This window comes from Haemophilus sp. UMB1048 (assembly GCF_030218125.1).
Taxonomy (GTDB): domain Bacteria; phylum Pseudomonadota; class Gammaproteobacteria; order Enterobacterales; family Pasteurellaceae; genus Haemophilus_D.
In genome coordinates this window covers 1-20674 of sequence record NZ_JASOPB010000008.1, presented here as the reverse complement: position 1 = coordinate 20674, position 20674 = coordinate 1, and the positions used below count along the sequence as shown (strand labels likewise).

Annotated in this window: 20 protein-coding genes; 10 read left to right on the top strand and 10 right to left on the bottom strand. The window is 38.3% G+C overall.

What is annotated here, in order from left to right; all coding sequences use genetic code 11:
- The first annotated feature begins 72 nt into the window (after positions 1-72).
- The 3 genes from QP437_RS08220 (at position 73) to QP437_RS08210 (ending at position 5962) form a co-directional block, all read left to right on the top strand.
- On the top strand, positions 73-1638 hold the full coding sequence (locus QP437_RS08220; RefSeq protein ID WP_285267519.1) for a type I restriction-modification system subunit M: 1566 nt from the start codon (positions 73-75) through the stop codon (positions 1636-1638).
- A complete protein-coding gene (locus tag QP437_RS08215) occupies positions 1628-2782 on the top strand; it encodes a restriction endonuclease subunit S (protein WP_285267518.1) in 1155 nt (384 codons plus the stop codon). The genes QP437_RS08220 and QP437_RS08215 overlap by 11 nt, the downstream gene beginning before the upstream one ends.
- A gap of 84 nt (positions 2783-2866) precedes the next feature.
- Positions 2867-5962, top strand: a complete 3096-nt coding sequence (locus tag QP437_RS08210) for a type I restriction endonuclease subunit R (protein WP_285267517.1) — start codon at positions 2867-2869, stop codon at positions 5960-5962.
- 79 nt (positions 5963-6041) lie between these two features.
- Here the strand turns inward: QP437_RS08210 and QP437_RS08205 are convergent, their stop codons facing one another.
- The 3 genes from QP437_RS08205 to QP437_RS08195 all read right to left on the bottom strand — a co-directional run bounded on the left by QP437_RS08205 (position 6042) and on the right by QP437_RS08195 (position 8742).
- Entirely contained in the window at positions 6042-6398 is a 357-nt protein-coding gene (locus QP437_RS08205; RefSeq protein WP_049358073.1) for a DsrE/DsrF/TusD sulfur relay family protein, read from the bottom strand.
- Positions 6399-6460: 62 nt separating this feature from the next.
- Positions 6461-7768 (bottom strand): NCS2 family permease, encoded by a 1308-nt coding sequence (locus QP437_RS08200; protein ID WP_049358074.1) that lies wholly within the window; start codon positions 7766-7768, stop codon positions 6461-6463.
- Positions 7769-7788: 20 nt separating this feature from the next.
- The gene (locus QP437_RS08195) at positions 7789-8742 is read right to left on the bottom strand and encodes an oxidoreductase (RefSeq protein WP_285267516.1); all 954 of its coding nucleotides are present in this window, start codon (positions 8740-8742) and stop codon (positions 7789-7791) included.
- A 76-nt stretch (positions 8743-8818) separates the two neighbouring features.
- Here QP437_RS08195 and ybaK point away from each other — a divergent pair, with 76 nt between their 5' ends.
- Positions 8819-9298, top strand: a complete 480-nt coding sequence (ybaK, locus tag QP437_RS08190) for a Cys-tRNA(Pro) deacylase (RefSeq protein WP_005696054.1) — start codon at positions 8819-8821, stop codon at positions 9296-9298.
- Positions 9299-9355: 57 nt separating this feature from the next.
- Here the strand turns inward: ybaK and fabA are convergent, their stop codons facing one another.
- Together fabA and QP437_RS08180 are read right to left on the bottom strand one after the other, a co-directional pair.
- Complete coding sequence (gene fabA, locus QP437_RS08185; protein ID WP_005698958.1) at positions 9356-9889, bottom strand: bifunctional 3-hydroxydecanoyl-ACP dehydratase/trans-2-decenoyl-ACP isomerase; 534 nt, start codon at positions 9887-9889, stop codon at positions 9356-9358.
- A gap of 168 nt (positions 9890-10057) precedes the next feature.
- Entirely contained in the window at positions 10058-11860 is a 1803-nt protein-coding gene (locus QP437_RS08180) for a Lon protease family protein (protein ID WP_285267515.1), read from the bottom strand.
- A 102-nt stretch (positions 11861-11962) separates the two neighbouring features.
- Here QP437_RS08180 and matP point away from each other — a divergent pair, with 102 nt between their 5' ends.
- Positions 11963-12412, top strand: coding sequence for a macrodomain Ter protein MatP (gene matP / locus QP437_RS08175; protein WP_005696051.1), 450 nt, complete (start codon positions 11963-11965; stop codon positions 12410-12412).
- Positions 12413-12493: 81 nt separating this feature from the next.
- On the opposite strand, the gene cspD is transcribed toward matP, so the two are convergent.
- From cspD to QP437_RS08150, 5 genes are all read right to left on the bottom strand, one after another.
- The gene (gene cspD / locus QP437_RS08170) at positions 12494-12703 is read right to left on the bottom strand and encodes a cold shock domain-containing protein CspD (protein ID WP_005696050.1); all 210 of its coding nucleotides are present in this window, start codon (positions 12701-12703) and stop codon (positions 12494-12496) included.
- A gap of 131 nt (positions 12704-12834) precedes the next feature.
- Positions 12835-13014 carry a YoaH family protein gene (locus QP437_RS08165; protein ID WP_285267514.1) on the bottom strand — a complete coding sequence of 60 codons (180 nt, stop codon included), beginning with the start codon at positions 13012-13014 and terminating at the stop codon, positions 12835-12837.
- A 12-nt stretch (positions 13015-13026) separates the two neighbouring features.
- Positions 13027-13743, bottom strand: coding sequence for a tRNA pseudouridine(65) synthase TruC (gene truC, locus QP437_RS08160; RefSeq protein ID WP_285267513.1), 717 nt, complete (start codon positions 13741-13743; stop codon positions 13027-13029).
- Complete coding sequence (locus QP437_RS08155) at positions 13744-14064, bottom strand: YqcC family protein (protein WP_285267512.1); 321 nt, start codon at positions 14062-14064, stop codon at positions 13744-13746.
- Positions 14065-14134: 70 nt separating this feature from the next.
- Positions 14135-14404 carry an acylphosphatase gene (locus QP437_RS08150; protein ID WP_197546669.1) on the bottom strand — a complete coding sequence of 90 codons (270 nt, stop codon included), beginning with the start codon at positions 14402-14404 and terminating at the stop codon, positions 14135-14137.
- Positions 14405-14525: 121 nt separating this feature from the next.
- On the opposite strand from QP437_RS08150, the gene QP437_RS08145 reads away from it, so the two are divergent.
- The 5 genes from QP437_RS08145 to rsxC all read left to right on the top strand — a co-directional run.
- Positions 14526-15182, top strand: coding sequence for a DUF2057 domain-containing protein (locus QP437_RS08145; RefSeq protein WP_285267511.1), 657 nt, complete (start codon positions 14526-14528; stop codon positions 15180-15182).
- Between the two features lie 94 nt (positions 15183-15276).
- Positions 15277-17430, top strand: a complete 2154-nt coding sequence (gene yccS / locus QP437_RS08140; protein ID WP_285267510.1) for a YccS family putative transporter — start codon at positions 15277-15279, stop codon at positions 17428-17430.
- Between the two features lie 101 nt (positions 17431-17531).
- On the top strand, positions 17532-18110 hold the full coding sequence (gene rsxA, locus QP437_RS08135; protein ID WP_005696042.1) for an electron transport complex subunit RsxA: 579 nt from the start codon (positions 17532-17534) through the stop codon (positions 18108-18110).
- A gap of 67 nt (positions 18111-18177) precedes the next feature.
- Positions 18178-18774 carry an electron transport complex subunit RsxB gene (rsxB, locus tag QP437_RS08130; protein ID WP_111327195.1) on the top strand — a complete coding sequence of 199 codons (597 nt, stop codon included), beginning with the start codon at positions 18178-18180 and terminating at the stop codon, positions 18772-18774.
- Positions 18767-20674 (top strand): electron transport complex subunit RsxC (gene rsxC / locus QP437_RS08125; protein ID WP_285267509.1); only part of this gene is annotated, 1908 nt, incomplete at its 3' end. The genes rsxB and rsxC, both read left to right, overlap by 8 nt.

Here is a 20674-nt window from a genome sequence, read left to right as displayed (position 1 = left end):
GTTATTATTTATTTCTTGTATAATTTGGAGCATTTATATCTTAATAATGACACAAAATATTCTGAGGATTTTATGGCAGCAGCAATTCAACAACGTGCCGAACTTCAACGCCGTATTTGGCAAATCGCTAATGATGTACGCGGTTCCGTCGATGGTTGGGATTTTAAACAATATGTTTTAGGTACACTTTTCTATCGTTTTATCAGCGAAAACTTTGCCAACTACATTGAAGGTGGAGATGATAGCGTTGATTATTCTACTTTTAGTGATGACGACCCTATTATTTCAGCGATCAAAGAAGACACCATCAAAGCAAAAGGTTACTTCATTTATCCAAGCCAGCTATTTAAAAATGTCGTCGCAACAGCCAACACTAATCCGAATTTAAATACAGACCTAAAAAGTATTTTTACAGATATTGAAAACTCCGCTACTGGCTACCCTTCTGAACAGGATATCAAAGGCTTATTTGCTGATTTTGATACCACCAGCAACCGCTTGGGCAATACCGTTGCAGATAAAAACAGCCGCCTAGCCGCTGTATTAAAAGGCGTTGCCGAGTTAGATTTTGGTGACTTTGAAGATAATCATATCGATTTATTCGGTGATGCTTACGAATTTTTAATTTCCAATTATGCCGCTAATGCCGGTAAATCAGGTGGCGAGTTCTTTACGCCACAATGCGTTTCCAAGCTAATTGCTCGACTGGCTTTATATGGACAAGACAAGGTCAATAAAATTTATGACCCTGCTGCTGGTTCGGGTTCTTTATTATTGCAAGCGAAAAAACAATTTGATGAACATATCATTGAAGAAGGATTCTTCGGGCAAGAAATTAATCACACCACATACAACCTTGCCCGTATGAACATGTTTTTGCATAACATCAACTATGACAAGTTTGATATCGCCCTTGGCAACACCTTAATGAATCCTCAATTTGGTGAGGATAAACCCTTTGATGCCATTGTTTCTAACCCGCCTTACTCCGTGAAATGGATTGGCTCAGACGATCCAACGCTAATTAACGATGAACGCTTCTCCCCTGCCGGCATACTTGCACCAAAATCTAAAGCAGATTTTGCCTTTATTTTGCATGCGTTAAGTTATCTTTCAGCAAAAGGCCGTGCGGCGATTGTCTCCTTCCCCGGCATCTTTTACCGTGGCGGTGCGGAGCAAAAAATTCGTCAATATTTGGTGGATAATAACTATGTGGAAACGGTGATTGCCTTAGCACCCAATCTCTTTTTCGGCACCAGTATTGCGGTAAATATTTTGGTGCTTTCCAAACATAAACCCGATACCCAAACCAAATTTATCGATGCCAGCGGTTTATTTAAATCCGCCACCAATAACAACCTTTTGGAAGAGGAACATATTGAGCAAATTCTCAAACTGTTTGCCGATAAAGAAGATGTACCACATTTAGCGAAATCCGTGTCCTTTGAAGACATCGTTAAAAATGACTACAACCTTGCGGTAAGTTCTTATGTGGAACAAAAAGACGCCCGAAAAGTCATTGATATTGATGAACTTAATACTCAAATTCGTAAAACTGTCGCCAATATCGACCGCTTGCGCGCAGAAATTGACAAAATTGTGGCGGAGATTGAGGGGGAAAAACACCATGAAAAATAACCGCACTTTTTTAGAAAAATTATTAGATGGGGCTGAGGTTGAGTGGAAGCCCTTAATCAAAGTAGCCTCTTTGACAAGAGGGAGAGTTATATCAAAGGAGTATTTAGCCGATAATGTTGGAGATTATCCAGTATATAGTTCTCAAACTGTGAATAATGGTGAAATTGGAAAAATAAACTCATTCGACTTTGATGGAGAATTCGTTAGTTGGACTACTGATGGTGCTAATGCAGGAACAGTATTTTATCGGTCAGGAAAATTCTCAATCACAAATGTTTGTGGCTTAATAAAAATTCAAAATAACCTTGAACTAAACTATAAATTTTTATTTTATTGGCTTTCAATTGAAGCAAAGAATCATGTTTATTCAGGTATGGGAAATCCCAAACTAATGAGCCACCAGATGGAAAAAATCCTAATCCCTATCCCCCCACTCTCCGTCCAAACCAAAATCGTAAAAATTTTGGACGCATTGACAGCGCTTACCAGCGAGCTTACCAGCGAGCTTACACTACGCCGGAAGCAGTATGAATACTATCGGGAAAAATTGTTATCTTTCGATAGTTTAGAACAATTAAATATGGGGGGGGCGAAGAAGAAACTTATTGATGTTGCAATTTATGCAAAAGTACGCATCTTGGCTGATAAGTTGGATAAAGAAAATTACGTAGGTGTAGAAAATTTACTTCAAAATAAACTGGGTAAAACAAGCTCCAATTATGTACCAACTGATGGTGCATTTATTGAGTATCTTCCCAATGATATTTTGATTGGGAATATTCGTCCCTATTTAAGAAAAATTTGGCTATCGGATCGAAAAGGAGGAACAAATGGAGATGTGTTAGTTATACGCTTAACAGACGAAAACATTCTTCCTCGCTATCTTTATCATATATTGGCAAATGAACATTTCTTTGAATACAACGTTAAATATTCAAAAGGTGCCAAAATGCCTCGAGGAGATAAAGCTGCAATTTTACAATATGAGTTTGATGTTCCCCCACTCGAAGAACAACACCGCATCGTTTCAATCTTAGACAAATTTGAAACCTTAACCAACTCCATCACCGAAGGCTTACCTTTGGCGATTGAACAAAGTCAAAAACGGTATGAGTATTACAGAGAATTATTATTGAGTTTTTAATCCCAAGCTGGATTTTATATAACAGCCTAATAATATAATAAAAACAGCGGATACAAACCGCCATTATAACCAAGGAAATACCCCATGGCCCAATACAAAACCATTGCCGAATCCAACAATTTTATCGTTTTAGAACAATATAATAAGTTTGTTGAAGAACCCAATGCCGGTTATCAAACGGAAGGGAGCCTTGAGCGTGAATTTATCCGTGATTTACAGGCTCAAGGCTATGAGTATTTACAAGGTCTCAATAATCATGATGCCTTGGTTAAAAATTTACGGGCACAATTACAGCGCTTGAATAGCGTGGTTTTCTCCGATGCAGAATGGCGACGTTTTTTAGAGGAGTACTTGGATAAACCGAGCGATAGTCTAATTGAGAAAACCCGCAAAATTCATGATGACTATATTTATGATTTTGTATTTGATGATGGACACATTCAGAATATTTATCTGCTAGATAAGAAAAATCTTGCCAACAATGCCCTGCAAGTCATCAATCAATTTGAGCAAACCGGCAGCTATGACAATCGTTATGATGTGACGATTTTGGTTAATGGCTTACCGCTTGTGCATATCGAACTCAAAAAACGCGGTGTGGCGATTCGAGAAGCCTTTAATCAAATTCACCGCTACAGCAAAGAAAGTTTCAATAAAGAAAATTCCCTCTTTAAATATATTCAGATTTTTGTCATTTCTAATGGCACGGATACTCGCTATTTTGCCAATACCACCAAGCGCGATAAGAATAGCTATGACTTCACAATGAATTGGGCAACGGCAAAAAATACTCTAATTAAAGATTTAAAGGATTTTACGGCGACATTCCTACAAAAACATACCCTACTCAATGTGTTGGTAAATTACTGCGTGTTTGATGTTTCCGACACCCTATTGATTATGCGCCCGTATCAAATTGCTGCCACCGAGCGTATTTTATGGAAAATTAAAAGCTCATATCAGGGGAAAAATTGGAGCAATAAAGATAGTGGCGGCTACATTTGGCATACTACAGGCTCAGGTAAAACGCTCACCAGCTTTAAAGCCGCACGTCTTGCAACGGAATTAGATTTTATTGAAAAAGTGTTCTTCGTAGTAGATAGAAAGGATTTGGACTATCAAACTATGAAAGAATATCAACGTTTTTCGCCTGATAGCGTGAATGGTTCGGAAAGTACGGCAGGGCTAAAACGCAATATCGACAAAGACGACAATAAGATCATTGTTACCACCATTCAAAAACTCAACAACCTGATGAAATCGGAAGATAAATTACCGATTTACGATAAACAGGTCGTTTTTATCTTTGATGAATGCCATCGTTCTCAATTTGGTGAAGCGCAAAAAAATCTAACGAGAAAATTTAAAAAATACTATCAATTTGGTTTTACCGGTACACCGATTTTTCCAACTAACGCATTAGGAGCTGAAACTACAGCGAGCGTTTTTGGTGTTGAACTCCACTCTTACATTATTACCGATGCGATTCGTGACGAAAAAGTGCTGAAATTTAAAGTAGATTACAATGATGTTCGGCCACAATTTAAGAGTATTGAAACTGAAAAGAATCTTGAAGAGCTAACAAAACTCGAGAAAAAACAAGCCTTTTTACAACCTAAACGTATTGAGCAAATTGCCCAATATATTTTAGATAATTTCAAACAAAAGACCCATCGCTTTAATGCCGGTAATAATGGCTTTAATGCCATGTTTGCAGTAAGTAGTGTGGATGCAGCCAAATCTTATTATCAAACGTTTAAACAGTTACAAAGTGCGGTCAAAAATCCACTTAAAATTGCAACAATCTTTTCGTTTGCCGCGAATGAAGAGCAAGATGCGATTGGCGATATTGTCGATGAAAGTTTTGAAGTGGAGGCGATGACCTCTTCGGCTAAGGAATTTTTAAAATCTGCCATTGATGACTACAACGGCTATTTTGCCACCAATTATGATGTGGATGCGAAATCGTTCCAAAACTACTATCGTGATCTTGCCAAACGCGTCAAAAACAAAGAAGTGGATTTACTGATTGTCGTTGGAATGTTTTTAACCGGTTTTGATGCCCCAACCTTAAACACGTTATTTGTAGATAAAAACTTACGTTACCATGGTTTGATTCAAGCTTACTCTCGTACAAACCGCATTTACAACAGCACCAAAAGTTTTGGCAATATCGTCACTTTCCGTGATTTGGAACAAGATACCATTGATGCGATTACCCTTTTCGGTAAATCCAATACGCGCAATATCGTATTAGAAAAAAGTTACCAAGAATATATGGAAGGCTTTACCGATGCAGGTGTCGCCCGTCGAGGGTATTTAGAGGTTATTGCTGAGTTGCAAGAACGCTTCCCGGATCCAGATGAAATTCAAACTGAGAAAGACAAGAAAGACTTTGTAAAATTATTTGGTGAATATCTGCGGGTTGAAAACATTCTGCAAAACTACGATGAGTTCGCTGCTTTACAAGCATTTCAATCGCTCGATACCAGCGATGCAAAAGCCGTTGAAGCCTTTAAAGAAAAATATTATTTAACGGACGAAGCTTTTGCTGAAATGCAACCTATTGATATGCCAAGCGAACGTAGCATTCAGAATTACCGTTCGACTTACAACGATATTCGGGACTGGCTCCGTCGTCAAAAAGATGGCGAGGAAAAAGCAAAATCGACCATTGATTGGGATGATGTGGTGTTTGAAGTGGATTTATTAAAATCCCAAGAAATCAATCTAGATTACATCTTAGAATTGATTTTTGAACACAACAAAAAAATGAAAAATAAAGCTGAACTGATTGATGAAATTCGAACCACAATCAGAGCGAGCCTAGGTAATCGAGCCAAAGAAAGTTTGATCGTAGATTTTATCAATCAAACTGACTTAGATAGCATTGTCGATAAAGCCGGTATTATTGAATCCTTCTTCCAATTTGCCCAAAAAGAGCAACAGAAGGAAGCTGACGAATTAATTAGCAGTGAAGGCCTGAATATTGATGCCGCGAAGCGTTATATTAACGTATCCTTAAAACGCGGATATGCTAGCGAACAAGGTACGGATTTAAATGATGCCCTACCGAAAATGAGTCCGCTTAATCCGCAATATCTCACGAAAAAACAAAGCATTTTCCAAAAGATTGTTGCCTTTGTTGAGAAATTTGTTGGGATTGGTGGCGAGGTTTAAAAACTTAAACCAACTATATAGAATTAAAAAGGTGCAATCTATTGATTACACCTTTTTATTTTGTCAGTTTTATCAGAAATTAGAACGTTAAAACTTTATCCGCCCATAATGTCCACTCAGAAACATCATCTAAGGTACCAAGGGTCACACCGTCAATTAATTTAGCATCTAATAAACCACGAGCTTTTACACAGCTGGTGCATAATTTAATTTCAGCACCTTGTGACGCTAAAATATCGATAAGTTGTTGGATATTGAAACCTTCATTTGGGTTTTGCCCAGCAATACCGCATAAAATCGCATCAGAAAAGCAGAATAATTTGATATTCACATCCTTGCTGTGCTCTTCTTTCATATTGATGGCGAAACGAACAGCGTTGAACGTTTTTTCTCCACTATATGTGGAATCATTGACGATAAAAAGAATATTTTGCATGACGCACTCCTTGTTGTAATGCTATAAAAAATGAAGGCGTAATAAATTACGCCCTTATGAAATCAGCCAACCCAAACAAACTTGGCTACAAATAATAAAGACACCACCCACACAGGGGCATTGACCTCGCGTATTCTACCTGTACAAGCCTTCATGACGCAATAGCTAATAAAACCAAATGCGATACCTTCAGTAATTGAATAAGTAAATGGCATCATCGCTGCAGTGATAAAAGCAGGTGTTGCTTCGGTTAAATCATCCCAATGCACACGGATAAGACTGGATGCCATTAAAATCCCTACATAGACTAATGCCCCTGCGGTTGCATAAGCTGGTACCACACTCGCTAACGGTGAAAAGAAAATAGTGAGTAAGAATAAAACACCGACTGTCACCGCTGTTAAGCCAGTTCTACCACCGACAGAAACTCCAGCGCCACTTTCAATATAGGTACTGATAGCGGATGTTCCGATATAAGAACCAACCACAGCACTCACGCTATCTACATAAAGAGCTTGTTTCATTTTCGGGAAACGACCTTTCTCATCACTGAAACCTGCTTTATCGGTTACACCTAATAACGTGCCTGATGAGTCAAATAGGTTTACTAATAAGAATGAGAAAATGATGCCGAGCAAAGCCGTATCTAAAGCACCCGCAATATCGACTTTTCCTACAACCGCACCTAAGCTTGGTGGCATAGAAACAATGCCGTGGAAGGTAACTTGGTCATCAATTAAAAGCGCTAATCCAGTGACTACCGCGATAGAAATTAAAACACCAGAGAAAATATTACGTGCAGCTAAAACTACGATAATAAAGAAACCTAATACGCCAAGCAGAATTTTAGGATCATGTAAATTACCTAATGCCACTAAGGTTGCAGGATTTGCTACAACCAATCCCATATTTTTAAAGCCAATTAAGGCAATAAAAAAGCCGATACCTGCACCAATTCCCACGCGCAGTGAAAGAGGAATCGATGCCATTAACCAATAACGGATTTGGAATAAGGTGAGAACAAATAAACCAATCGAGCCCCAGAAAATAGTGCCCATGCCAACTTCCCATGAATAACCGAGTTTACCGACTACCACATAGGCGAAAAACGCATTTAACCCCATAGCAGGCGCAAGGGCGATAGGTAAATTACTGAATAATCCCATCGCAATGGTACCCAGTGCAGCAATTAAACAAGTAGTCACGAAAACAACTTGTTTATCCATTCCCGCATCACCCAATACGGATGGGTTTACAAACACGATATACACCATGGTAAAGAAGGTGGTGATACCTGCGATAATTTCGGTTTTGGTGGTACTGCCCTTTTCTTTAATCGAAAAAAGGCGTTCAAGTAAAGATTGTTGCATTGTCTTCCCCTTAACTTAAATTAATAACCTTGGTGATAAATCGATTCAAGTAATTTCACACCTAATAAGACAATATTGAAACGTTGTTCATCGGCAACCGTCCAAAATTCGATGCCATTTTCAACCGCACTTTGTTGGCTGATATGCAATTTTACGCTTTCTTCACCATTTTCGTTTTCACCGTTAATCACGGGGGTAACAAGGCTATCGTGTAATTCAATCAATTCGCTTTGTTGTGGTTGGAAATCAAATTCATAATCTGAAAGTGCGGTCACTTTTTGTGTCATGCCGTAGAATACAGGCACTTGAATTTGATGGAAAATGACATTGTCTAACTGTGGGAAGATTTTTTGCAATTGCAGATTTAAATTAGCGGCTTGTTGTGGAAATACATCAAAAGCAAAACGGGTTTCACCTTCTTCCAATGGCATACCATTCAGTAAACGAGCAGTTTGTCCCGCAAGTTTATTCACGGTTTCACCATCCGTATAAGAAGCAGGTAAAAGTGACGTTGCAAAGACTTGAGTTAAATTTGTTTGTTGAATAATTGGTAGTAGAGATAAAGCTAATTGACTTACTTGCGGATCAGGTAAACTCACAATGTTACGTTGTCTTAATTCTGTCAGATTTTCTTCATTGATTGTCGGGACAACAACAGGAACATCAGACAATGCTGAGCAAATCCCTTTTAAATCAATCACCACACAGCCACTTTCTGCTGCTTGTGCTAATAAAGGCGCTTGGTCAATTTGGCCTGCGAAGAAAAGATAATTAATGCTATCCCACTCAATCTCATCAGTGGCTAATTGAGCAACGGCTTTATTGTGAAAACGCACCGCTTGCTCTTCTTCAAAAGGATAAATTTCTACAATCGAAACCTTGCCTACATCTAGCTCACTTTGTTCAAGGGCTTCGGCAATTTTTTCACATAGATCAAATTCTGCTGCAATAGCAATATTTAGGCTTGCGTCCATTTTTCTCTCCGCTGTAAAATGTTCTGAACCGATTCATTCTACAGAAAAAAGACGCATAAATACATAAGGAAATCAGATGACACCGGCAATTGATTTACTAAAGAAAAATAAAATTCCTTTTACTCTCCATACTTACGATCATGACCCTAACAATACGCATTTTGGCGATGAAGCCGCTGAAAAACTTGGGCTTGATCCGCACCAATCCTTTAAAACACTTTTAGTCGCTGAAAATGGTGATCAGAAAAAATTAGCGTGTTTTGTGCTTTCCACGGCAAATATGTTGAGTTTAAAGAAAGCGGCAAAATCAATTGGTGTAAAAAAAGTGGAAATGGCCGATAAAGATGCAGCACAAAAAAGCACGGGATATTTAGTCGGTGGCATTAGTCCATTAGGTCAAAAGAAACGTGTAAAAACAGTAATAAATTCGACCGCACTTGAGTTTGATACGATTTTTGTTTCTGGTGGAAAACGTGGATTAAGCGTCGAATTGGCCCCACAAGATTTGGCTAAATTACTGAATGCCGAATTTGTCGATATTATTGACGAAGAATAGAAAAAGAAAAGCCCGAATAAATCGGGCTATCTTTTTATGATGTTGTGTTTATTTAAATTAGAAACTTGATGTATCTTGGAATAAGCCAACTTTTAAATCAGTTGCGGTGTAGATAACACGACCATCCACTTCTACTTCACCGTCAGCCATTCCCATTACTAATTTGCGATTAATCACACGTTTCATATTAATGCGATAAACCACTTTTTTCGCTGTTGGTAAGATTTGTCCGGTAAATTTCACTTCACCAACGCCTAATGCACGACCTTTACCTTTACCGCCTACCCAGCCAAGGAAGAAACCGACTAATTGCCACATTGCATCTAAGCCTAAGCAGCCTGGCATAACTGGGTCACCAATAAAGTGACAACCAAAAAATGGTAAATCTGGATGAATATCTAATTCCGCTTCAATATACCCTTTACCAAACGCACCGCCGTCTTCGGTCATTTTTACAATGCGATCCATCATCAACATCGTTGGTGCTGGGAGTTGCGGGCCTTCTTTACCAAATAATTCACCACGACCAGAAGCTAATAAATCTTCATAGGTGTAGCTGCTTTTAATGTTTGGTGTACAGGTGTTTTCCATTTTTTATTTCCTTGTATATGTAGTTTTGCTTGGTTACAAACAATAAGTGCAGATTCTATGGAGATTTATAAGAAATGTAAACAGCGAACACTTGTTAGCTCAACTTGTCGGATCAGTCAGTAAAATTCATATAAAAGAAAAGCGAACTCAAGGTTCGCTTTAAAGAAATTAAGATTTAAAGAAATCTAACCAGCTTTTTTTCGGCGTTTCCGAACGGAAAGCAATCCGATTTTGAATTAAACGCGCAATAGGCTCTTTGCCCTTCGCATATTCTTCTTTCTCTTCCAATAAATCGCGGTCAAATAAGATTTTGGCTGTTTGATAAATATCCTCGACTTGATAAATAAAGAATTGCTCATTTTTCACCGCCTCAACCACTTCGTCAGATAAACTTAATTGCTGAATTGTTGTTGCAGGAATAATCACCCCTTGTTTACCCGTTAAACCACGACGTTGGCAAATGGTGAAAAAGCCTTCAATTTTATCATTGACTCCACCTACCGCATGCACTAAACCAAATTGGTCAATGGTACCGGTAATCGCAATATTTTGTGGTAACGGCAAATCTGATAACGCGCTGACTAATACAGAAAAAATAGCGAGAGACGCACTGTCACCATCAATTTCACCATAGGACTGTTCAAATACTAAAGAAGCAGAAAATGGTAACTGTGATGGCAACTCTAAGATACTGGCCAAACACGCTTCCGAAATCATCATGCCTTTTCCGTGAAGGTTGCCCGCTAATTCGTTTTTACGCTCCACATCCACGACTTCACCATCACCAAACTGCACTAAACAGCTGATGCGAGAAGGTTCACCGAAACAAACAGGGGTACCAGGATATTCAATCACAGATAAGCCATTAATTTGCCCAACAATTTCGCCGTTGGTTTCCACATAAATTTGCTCATTGAGAATATCCGCATAAGTACGTTCACGTAAAAAACCGTGCTGTTCATTTTTTTGTTTAAAAGCTTGCTCAAAATCAACCGCACTTAAGGTTTGTTTTTGTGACAACGTCGCAGCATTGAGTAACATTTCCGTTGTTTTTAACGGTGAAATGTTAATTAAAAAGCGGTCTTCACTCTCACGCACCAATAACTGATAGAGTTTATTTAATGCGGTTAAATCTAAATCAAGTTCATATTTTGAGGCTAATGTCAACACATAATTAGCCCAATTTTCTTGTGCTTTAGGTTGTGCAACAGAATAATAGCTTTCAATTTCTGCGTAATCAGCCAAGCTATAAAGATCTTCTTCTAACTCACCTAAGGTCGCAATTTCAGTGCGATTGCCTAAAATCACCACTTTTAAATTAAGTGGATAACTTGGAATATCACAAGGTAAGGTTTTAAATGGATGGGCTGAATACCAATCAAAAGTTTGCGTTTGTAAAATATGTTTTAAGCGTTGCCATAAATCAAATTGGCTTAGCATCGTTGCTGCGCTTAAAATCAAAACGCCCCCATTAGCTTGATGCACTAAACCTGGTGTAAGCAAAATATCTTGCGAACTTAGGTGAACACGCACACTACCAAAAAGACTAAATTGATCGGCATGTAATGCCTTCAGCACATCACCTTGTGCGGCAAAATTATCTGCTGGTGATTGAGCTGGTTCAGTATAAATACGAGGGAAAGAAAAAGAATCTCCCTGCTCAACTACGTAATTTACCCCAAAAATTGACCGCTCTTTTGGCTGTTCTTGGCGAATAAGTTCTGCTAATAAATCTGCATATTCTGCTTGATCATCGGCTTTTAAAACCAAGAGAGAGCGACGAGGCTGTTTTAAAAATAAAGAAATCGCTTTTGTGGCATGTTTTTGTAATGACCAAAAATCAGCCTTTTCAGCTGAAAGTTCAGTAATCGATAATTCTGGTTGTAAGGCTTGCCAATTTAAGGCTTGTTCCGAAGATGTTGAAGTCACGACATATCTCGCTTTAATTAAATTGGCGGTATTATCGCACACTTCACACTGAGTGAAAATCCGTTATAAAAATCTGCTGGAAAATTTTGTTTAAAGCGCGTATATTTATGAGGTTACCACGTCACTAAAAAGTATAATAAAACGATGAAATATCAGAAATTAGAAAACCAAGAAGCAAACTGGAAATGGATTTATCTCATTCGCAAACATCGCGAAGGAGAAAAAATTACCCGTTATGAAGAAAAAAGCTTAGAAGAAAGCAAAGTTCAAGAATTAATAGAATGTCAGAATTATCCTGAAAAAATCGAGGAATGGATTAAAAATCACCTTTCTCTTGATTTACCTATTAAGCTTGATCAGGCTATCCGTGCAAGACGAAAACGCTTTTTTAATGCAGAAAAACAATCAACGAAGAAAAAATCTATTGATTTAGAATATGGTGTTTGGCTTCGTTTATCTAAATATTCACGAAAAATGAAAATGACACTTTCAGAAACCATCACTTATATGATTGATGAACGTGAAAGCAAAGCGTTATATGAAAGCCAAATGACGGCAATGAAAGCCGGTTTAAAAAATTTGCTCAATAAATAAGATGAAAAAAAGCCAAGGTCGAAACCTTGGCTTTTGATTATGCTAAATAGAGAAGATTTTGAAACGTTTTTAGCGTTTCGCCTATTCCGCAATCGGAATAATTTTTGTGGCGTGAGATCCTTTGTCGCCGTGAATCACTTCAAATTGCACACGTTGACCTGCTTTTAATGAACGGTAACCATCCATTTCAATCGCTGAATAATGTGCAAAAATGTCCGTATCCACGCCTTCTGCAGAAATAAACCCAAATCCTTTTGCGTTGTTAAACCATTTTACTACACCAATTTCCATAGTAGACCTCTATAGGCTTCGCCCTTAATACTTAAAAACAATAAGACTCATGCCTTATCACCTCAATTGGAAATATATTCAAACATTTTATTTTTTTATGCAACAACGAAACTTTAAAAATGATACATTGATCACAAAATTTTTACATATTTATTATTAGAAGTCTCTTTCTCATCTTTTTGATGAATTTCACGTAATGCTTTTGCCACAATTTGAATTGCTTCACCGCTACTAATTCCTTGTGCCATTAATTCCTGAATTTGTTCTACTGCTTTTTGTTGTTGTTCATGGGTTAAATTAATATCTAACATTATTTCTTCTCGTTAAATTGACCAATTAAATAATTCCATCACATGCTTCCATTGTTCATCTAAACCAGCCTTAATTTCTATTTTGGTAAAATGAATAGGATGCTCAAAAATAAGTGTATCTGCGTGTAAGAATAAACGATGACAGCCAGAATATTCTGTTAAAGCACGATTTTGATGTAAATCACCATATTGTGTATCACCTAAAATAGGATGAAAAATATGCTTCATGTGACGTCGTAACTGATGTTTTCTGCCCGTTTGGGGAATTAGCTTCACTAATGAATATCGCGTGGTTTGATAACGCCCTACAGCATAAGGCATTTCCACAATGTTTAAGCCTTCATAATCCGTCACTGCCTCTTGAGGCGCTTTATCTTCTTGCGTAAATTTATCCGCAATCTTATCTAATTGGATTTTAAGGGGATAATCAATCCGTCCTTCGCCTTGCAAATAACCTCGCACAATCGCTAAATAAGATTTTTGCACCGTTTTCTGTTCAAATTGCTGACACATTAAATTTGCCATTTCACTATTTAAGGCAAATAGCAATACACCTGATGTGGGACGATCTAATCGATGAATAGGAAAAACATGCTGCCCGATTTGATCGCGCAATGTTTGCATCACAAATTGCGTTTCATGAGTATCAAGCCAACTACGATGCACCAACATGCCTGCTGGTTTATTGACTGCTACAAGATATTCATCTTGATATAAAATTTCTAACATTTATTGATTTTGTAATAAGGCTTCTAATTCACGTAATGGTGTTAATAATTCCACTAAAAAATCTTCTTCTGCTTCTTTAAATGCTTCTTCTAAATAAGGCGACACCGCAATTTGTGAAGGTAAATCTGCCCCGCTTTCAAGTAACGCAAACATTCTTGGAATGAAAATCCATTGCAACCATTCTTCTGGTGACATGGTATCAATAGCAAAAGGCTCTTCACTTAAAAAGGCTTCTTGTGAAGGCGGAACGGCTTGCCATAAATCCAGTTTTTGCATAGCAAGTTGTAATTGTTGAAGATGAAGTTTTGTTTGATTACGCATGATTTTTCCTATTTATAAATAAGCGGCGTATTCTACGAGCATCAATTAACGCTGTAAAGTGCGGTCAGTTTTAACGGTGAATAATAGAAAAGTCAGGATAGCGTTTATTTTCAATATTATCCTCTAAAACTCGTTCAACACTTGCAGTTCTAGGGCCGACTTTTAACCAATTATAAAAATCCTGTAGTTGATCGTCATTACCTTCGGCTACGATTTCCACGCTTCCATCAACACAATTTCTTACGGTGCCTTTAATACCAATTCTCTCTGCTTCTTTCCAAGTAAAATAACGAAATCCTACCCCTTGTACTCGCCCATATACAACAAATCGTTTTGCCATGATTTGCTCCTTTATTACAAAAACTTTTTAAAAATTAACCGCACTTTCCTATTCCCATTTTTTAAAATTTAGCATAGCATTACAACCATCTAATTTCATTCAAAAAATAAAAGGAGTAATTATGAAATTATGTAAGTTTGCTTTAGGTGTTGTCGCGCTTGCAGTGAGTACGAGCAGCTTAGCAGGAATGGTGACAGCATCATCAAACCTTGAGTTTCTTGCTATCAACGGCCAAAAAGCTAGCAAATCCATTCTAAAAGAAAAAAAATCATTCAACGCTGAAGCAAACCAAACACAACAAGTTGTTGTTCGTTTAGGCGAAATCGTAGGCTCAGGCTCTAGCCAAGCGCTTTTTGAATCTAACCCAATTATTGTGACTTTCCAAAGTCCTACTGATGATGTTGTGGTATCTGCAGAAAAAATTCGCTCCAAAGAAGATGGTGAGAAATTCAATGCTCAACCACAAATTACTGTTAAAACGAAATCAGGTAATTTGATTGATGCTAAAATCGATACTTTAAAACAAGAAGGTTTATTCCCAGCGGCTAATATTGTTAACGATTTAGCTGAATATAATGCATCAAATGCGCCAGCAGCAGTTTCTGCTTTAGCTGCTCCTGCAGTTGGAATGATGCCTGCAGCGTCAGGAAAAGCTGCGAAAGGCAAAGTTGTTGTACAAGGTGAAAACGTTGCTGAACAACAATTACAATACTGGTTCCAACAAGCAGATAAAGAAACCCAAACTCGTTTCTTAAACTGGGCGAAAAAACAAAAATAATCGTTTTTTAACCGCACTTTGATAAAGAAGTGAGCTTTCCCGCTCACTTTTTTATCATCCAATTTTTAGTCACACAATAAGCAAGGATATCAACATGAACCAATGGCTTAATGCAAAAGTAATCGCTTCAATACCTATTTTTATTGCAGTGAATATTGCAGCGTTTGGCGTCTGGTTTTTTGATATTTCCACGCAATCCATGCCTTTAATTTTGGGCATTATTGCAGGCGGTTTAGTGGATCTAGATAATCGCCTTACTGGACGATTAAAAAATATCTTTTACACATTAATTGCCTTTTCTATTTCAACCTTTATCGTTCAACTCAATATTGGTAAACCGATTCAATACGTATTGTTGATGACCATCATCACTTTTTTATTTACGATGGTTGGCGCTGTAGGTGAACGTTATCGTACTATTGCTTTTGGTACACTGGTGGTAGCCATTTATACCACCCTCACTTATACACCGGATAATTCTGCAAGCTGGTTTATTAATCCTGTAATGATTTTATTAGGCACCTTGCTCTACAGCATTGTGACCATCATCGTTTACCTCTTTTTCCCCAACCGTCCTGTCCAAGAAAGTGTCGCGAAAGCTTTTTGTGCCTTAGGCAATTATTTAGATGCTAAATCAGAGTTTTTTGATCCTGATGAAATTGATGAAATCGAGAAAAAACACCTCAATTTTGCGATGAAAAATACCAATGTGGTGGATGCCTTTAACCAAGCCAGAACAGCACTTTTCTATCGTATTCGTGGACAACATCGTCATGCTCGTACACAACGTATGATTCGCTATTATTTTGCAGCGCAAGACATTCATGAACGTGCGAATTCCACACATTTTGATTATCGACAAATTGCAGAGCAACTCAAAAATACAGATTTAATTTTCCGTATTCAACGCTTGCTCGAATTACAAGCACAAGCTTGTCATGATATTACTGCCTGTCTGCGTCAAAATACGCCTTATCACTATAATATTCGCGTAGAAAAAGCGTTAATGGGCACAATTCAATCTCTTGAGCTTTATAGCAAAGAACACGCTGAACAAAACAATGTTTTGCTCGCCCTTCAAACACTTATTGATAACCTGAAAAGTATTAACTGGCAACTACGCCAGCTTGAGCAAGAAACCAGTGAAAATGATCAAACGGCACAAATCCATACAGAGCAAATCACAGGCTTAAAAAATATTCTGTCTGTTATCGGAAGTAATTTTACCTTTGAATCACCACTTTTCCGTCATGCTATACGTTTGTCTATCGTGGTATTTTTATGTTGCTCCATTGTTGAATTTTTCCAATTTAATTTAGGGTACTGGATTTTGCTTACAGCAGTATTTGTGTGTCAACCAAACTATTCGGCAACAAAAGTGCGGTTACGTCAGCGTATTGTAGGTACGATTTTAGGGGTGGTTATTGGCTCTTTATTGCCTTACCTCAACCCTACATTAGAGATGAAACTTGGCTTAATGGTGGTGACCAGTACGCTCTTTTTCTTCTTCCGAAGTAATAATTACAGTTTCTCCACGTTCTTTATTACGCTGCAAGTGTTGATCAGCTTTGATGTGATGGGATTTGATACTCAGGCGGCGCTCTTTCCTCGCCTCATCGATACCGTATTAGGTTCAGCCATTGCATGGTTTGCGGTTTCTTATTTATGGCCGGATTGGAAATATCTGCAACTCGATAAAGTGAGCCGCCAAGCGATTCAAAGTGATGCACAATATTTATTGCACATCATCAGCCAACTACAATTTGGTAAAAGCGATGATTTGAAATACCGTATTGCACGCCGTAATGCTCATCAATATGCGGCAGCACTGAGCACAACGGTTTCCAATATGAATAATGAACCGAAGAAATATCAAGCCTATTTGCAGGAAGGTTTTGACTTGTTAGAAATGAATTATTCTCTGTTGAGTTATATTTCTGCTTTAGGGGCATATCGCTATAAAATGACGCAGTTACAGCAAACTACAGAATTTTTAGCAGACTTTTATCCTGTCGCGAAAAAGGTTTTATATACGCTGGAAAATATTGAAAAGCTTCGTCCTGAAGTTTTTGCCAAATTACAAGGTAATATTGAGCAAAGCCTAAAAGAAATTCAGTTAGATGACAATCAAACTAAAGCAGATATGGCTTTTGCCTTACCATATCAGCAGCTTAATTTGATTTCTCAATTGTTGCCTCAGCTGTATCGCTACTTCCAACATAGTCAGAAAGAATCCATTACCAAATAAAAAACAAAGGAAAAACTGACCGCACTAACCCAAATTTTTTATTGTTCTCAGTGCGATAAATAGAGATAATACGCCACTTATGTAAAATAAATTTAGACGCAATGACACATTACATTCTACTCATTATCAGCACCGCATTAATCAATAACTTTGTTTTGGTCAAATTCTTAGGACTTTGTCCATTTATGGGCGTATCCAAAAAGATTGAAACGGCGATTGGTATGGGGCTTGCTACGACATTCGTATTAACTGTAGCATCACTGTGTTCTTATTTAGTCGATAATTATATTTTAATGCCGCTAAACGCCACATTCTTGCGCACGTTAGTCTTCATTTTAGTGATTGCCGTTGTGGTTCAATTTACCGAAATGGTGATTAATAAAACAAGCCCATCACTTTATCGCTTATTAGGGATTTTCTTACCGCTGATTACCACAAACTGTGCCGTACTTGGTGTGGCATTATTAAACGTTAATTTGGCACACAATTTAACAGAATCTGTTATTTATGGTTTTGGTGCGTCTTTAGGTTTCGGGTTAGTTTTAGTTTTATTTGCGGCCTTACGTGAACGTTTAGTTGCTGCAGATGTGCCCATTACGTTTCGTGGCTCATCTATTGCGTTAATTACAGCTGGTTTGATGTCTCTCGCCTTTATGGGCTTCGCCGGGTTAGTAAAATGATTTATCTCTTGATGTTTATTACTGTAGCAGTGATTTTTCTCGGCTTATTTTGGAATAACACTAAAAAATAATGTTTATCTTAATTTCAGTAACCGTTCTCGCTTTAATTTTTGGTGCGATTTTAGGTGTTGCTTCGATTAAATTAAAAGTCAAAGCTGATCCTATCGTCGAAAAAATTGATGCCATCTTACCGCAAAGCCAATGTGGGCAATGCGGCTATCCTGGTTGCAAGCCTTATGCCGAAGCGATTGCCAATGGTGACGTTATCACAAAATGTGTGCCTGGCGGTCGTCCTACGGTAGTAAAAATTGCCGAAATCATGGGTGTTGATGTACCTGCAATGGATGATGTGGCGGAACCAGAAGAAATGGTTGCCTTTATTAATGAAAATATGTGTATTGGCTGTACTAAATGTATTCAAGCCTGCCCTGTTGATGCCATTATCGGTACAAACAAAGCCATGCATACTATTATTCCTGATCTCTGTACTGGATGTGAACTTTGTGTGGCACCTTGTCCGACAGATTGTATTTCCATGATTAAAGTGAAAAAAGATATTGATAATTGGGACTGGAAGTTTGATCCTAAATTAGTCATTCCGGTTGTAAATACCACAGAAATCGAGAAAAAATTAGTGGTTGGGGAGTCGGAATCACATGGCTGATGTATTAACGAGATTTAAATCCGGCAAGATTTGGGATTTTAAAGGCGGTATTCATCCACCTGAAATGAAATCTCAATCAAACCAATCCCCAATTCAGCAATCAGAACTTGCTCATGACTTTTATGTCCCCATTAAACAGCATGCTGGTTCTGCGGGTAATGTATTAGTTAAAGAAGGTGATTATGTCCTTAAAGGCCAACCTCTAACACAAGGTGATGGCTTAAGAACCTTGCCTGTTCATGCTCCTACTTCTGGTACGGTAAAATTTATCGGAGAACACGTCGCACCGCATCCTTCTGGTTTAACCGAGGACATGATTCATATTCAAGCGGATGGTTTGGATAAATGGCGTGAGCAATTTCCACTTGAAGAATTTTTCACACAACCTGTCGAACAACTTATTGATCGTATTTACCAAGCGGGGGTTGCTGGTTTAGGTGGTGCAGTATTCCCGACTGCCGCCAAAATCCAATCAGCTGAAAAGAAAGTTAAACTCTTAATTATTAACGGCGCGGAATGCGAACCCTATATTACCTGTGATGACCGCTTAATGCGTGATTACACGGATGAAATGATCGAAGGGATTCGCATCTTACGTTATATTTTACGCCCTGAAAAAGTGGTGATTGCAGTTGAAGACAATAAACCTGAAGCGATTCAGGCTATTCAACAATCACTACATGGTGCAAATGATATTGAATTGCGCGTTATTCCGACTAAATATCCATCCGGTGCAGCCAAACAGCTGATTTATTTGCTTACCGGTATGGAAGTGCCTAGTGGCGGACGTTCTTACGATATTGGCGTATTAATGCATAATGTCGGCACGGCTTTTGCGATAAAAAGAGCGGTCATTAATGATGAGCCTTTAATTGAGCGTGTCGTTACGCTTACTGGTGATAAAATTTCAGAGAAAGGCAACTACTGGGTTCGCTTAGGCACACCGGTTGATCACTTATTAGCGCAAGTTGGCTATCAATATGACGAACGCTTCCCTGTTTTTGCAGGCGGACCAATGATGGGGTTGCAACTTTCTGATCTCAACGCACCAGTCACCAAATTAATTAACTGTCTATTAGCACCTGATCATTTTGAATATGGTGAACCAGAACCGGAACAATCTTGTATCCGCTGCTCTGCTTGTTCTGACGCTTGCCCTGTTAATTTAATGCCACAGCAACTTTATTGGTATGCTCGCAGTGAAGATCACCAAAAATCTGAAGAATATAGCTTAAAAGATTGTATTGAATGTGGCGTGTGTGCTTATGTTTGCCCAAGCCATATTCCGCTTATTCAATATTTCCGTCAGGAAAAAGCCAAAATTTGGGAAATTAAAGAAAAAGCGAAAAAAGCAGAAGAAGCCAAAATCCGTTTTGAAGCCAAACAAGCTCGTATGGAACGTGAGGAGCAAGAACGTAAAGCACGTTCACAACGCGCAGCAGAAGCTCGCCGTGAAGAGCTTGCAAAACAAAAAGGTGAAGACCCGGTTAAAGCGGCATTAGAACGCTTGAAAGCAAAACAAGCAAACTCATCAGTAACCAAAGAAACAAAAACTATCGTATCTGAGAAAGGTGAAATCTTACCGGATAACCATGAGCTCATGGAGCAACGTAAAGCCCGTCGCCTAGCTAAACAACAAGCGCAAACAGATACAAATACTGTGACAAATGCAACAACGTCACAAACTGATGAAAAAGATGCGAAGAAAGCAGCTGTTGCTGCAGCTCTAGCAAGAGCCAAAGCTAAGAAAGCCGCCGCTAATAGTGAAACAGTTACAACACATGCACCTGAAAGCGCGGTCGAAAAAACAGATGAAAATCCAACCGCACTTGATCCGAAAAAAGCCGCAGTAGCTGCAGCCATTGCGAGAGCTAAAGCCAAGAAAGCTGCCGCTCAAAGT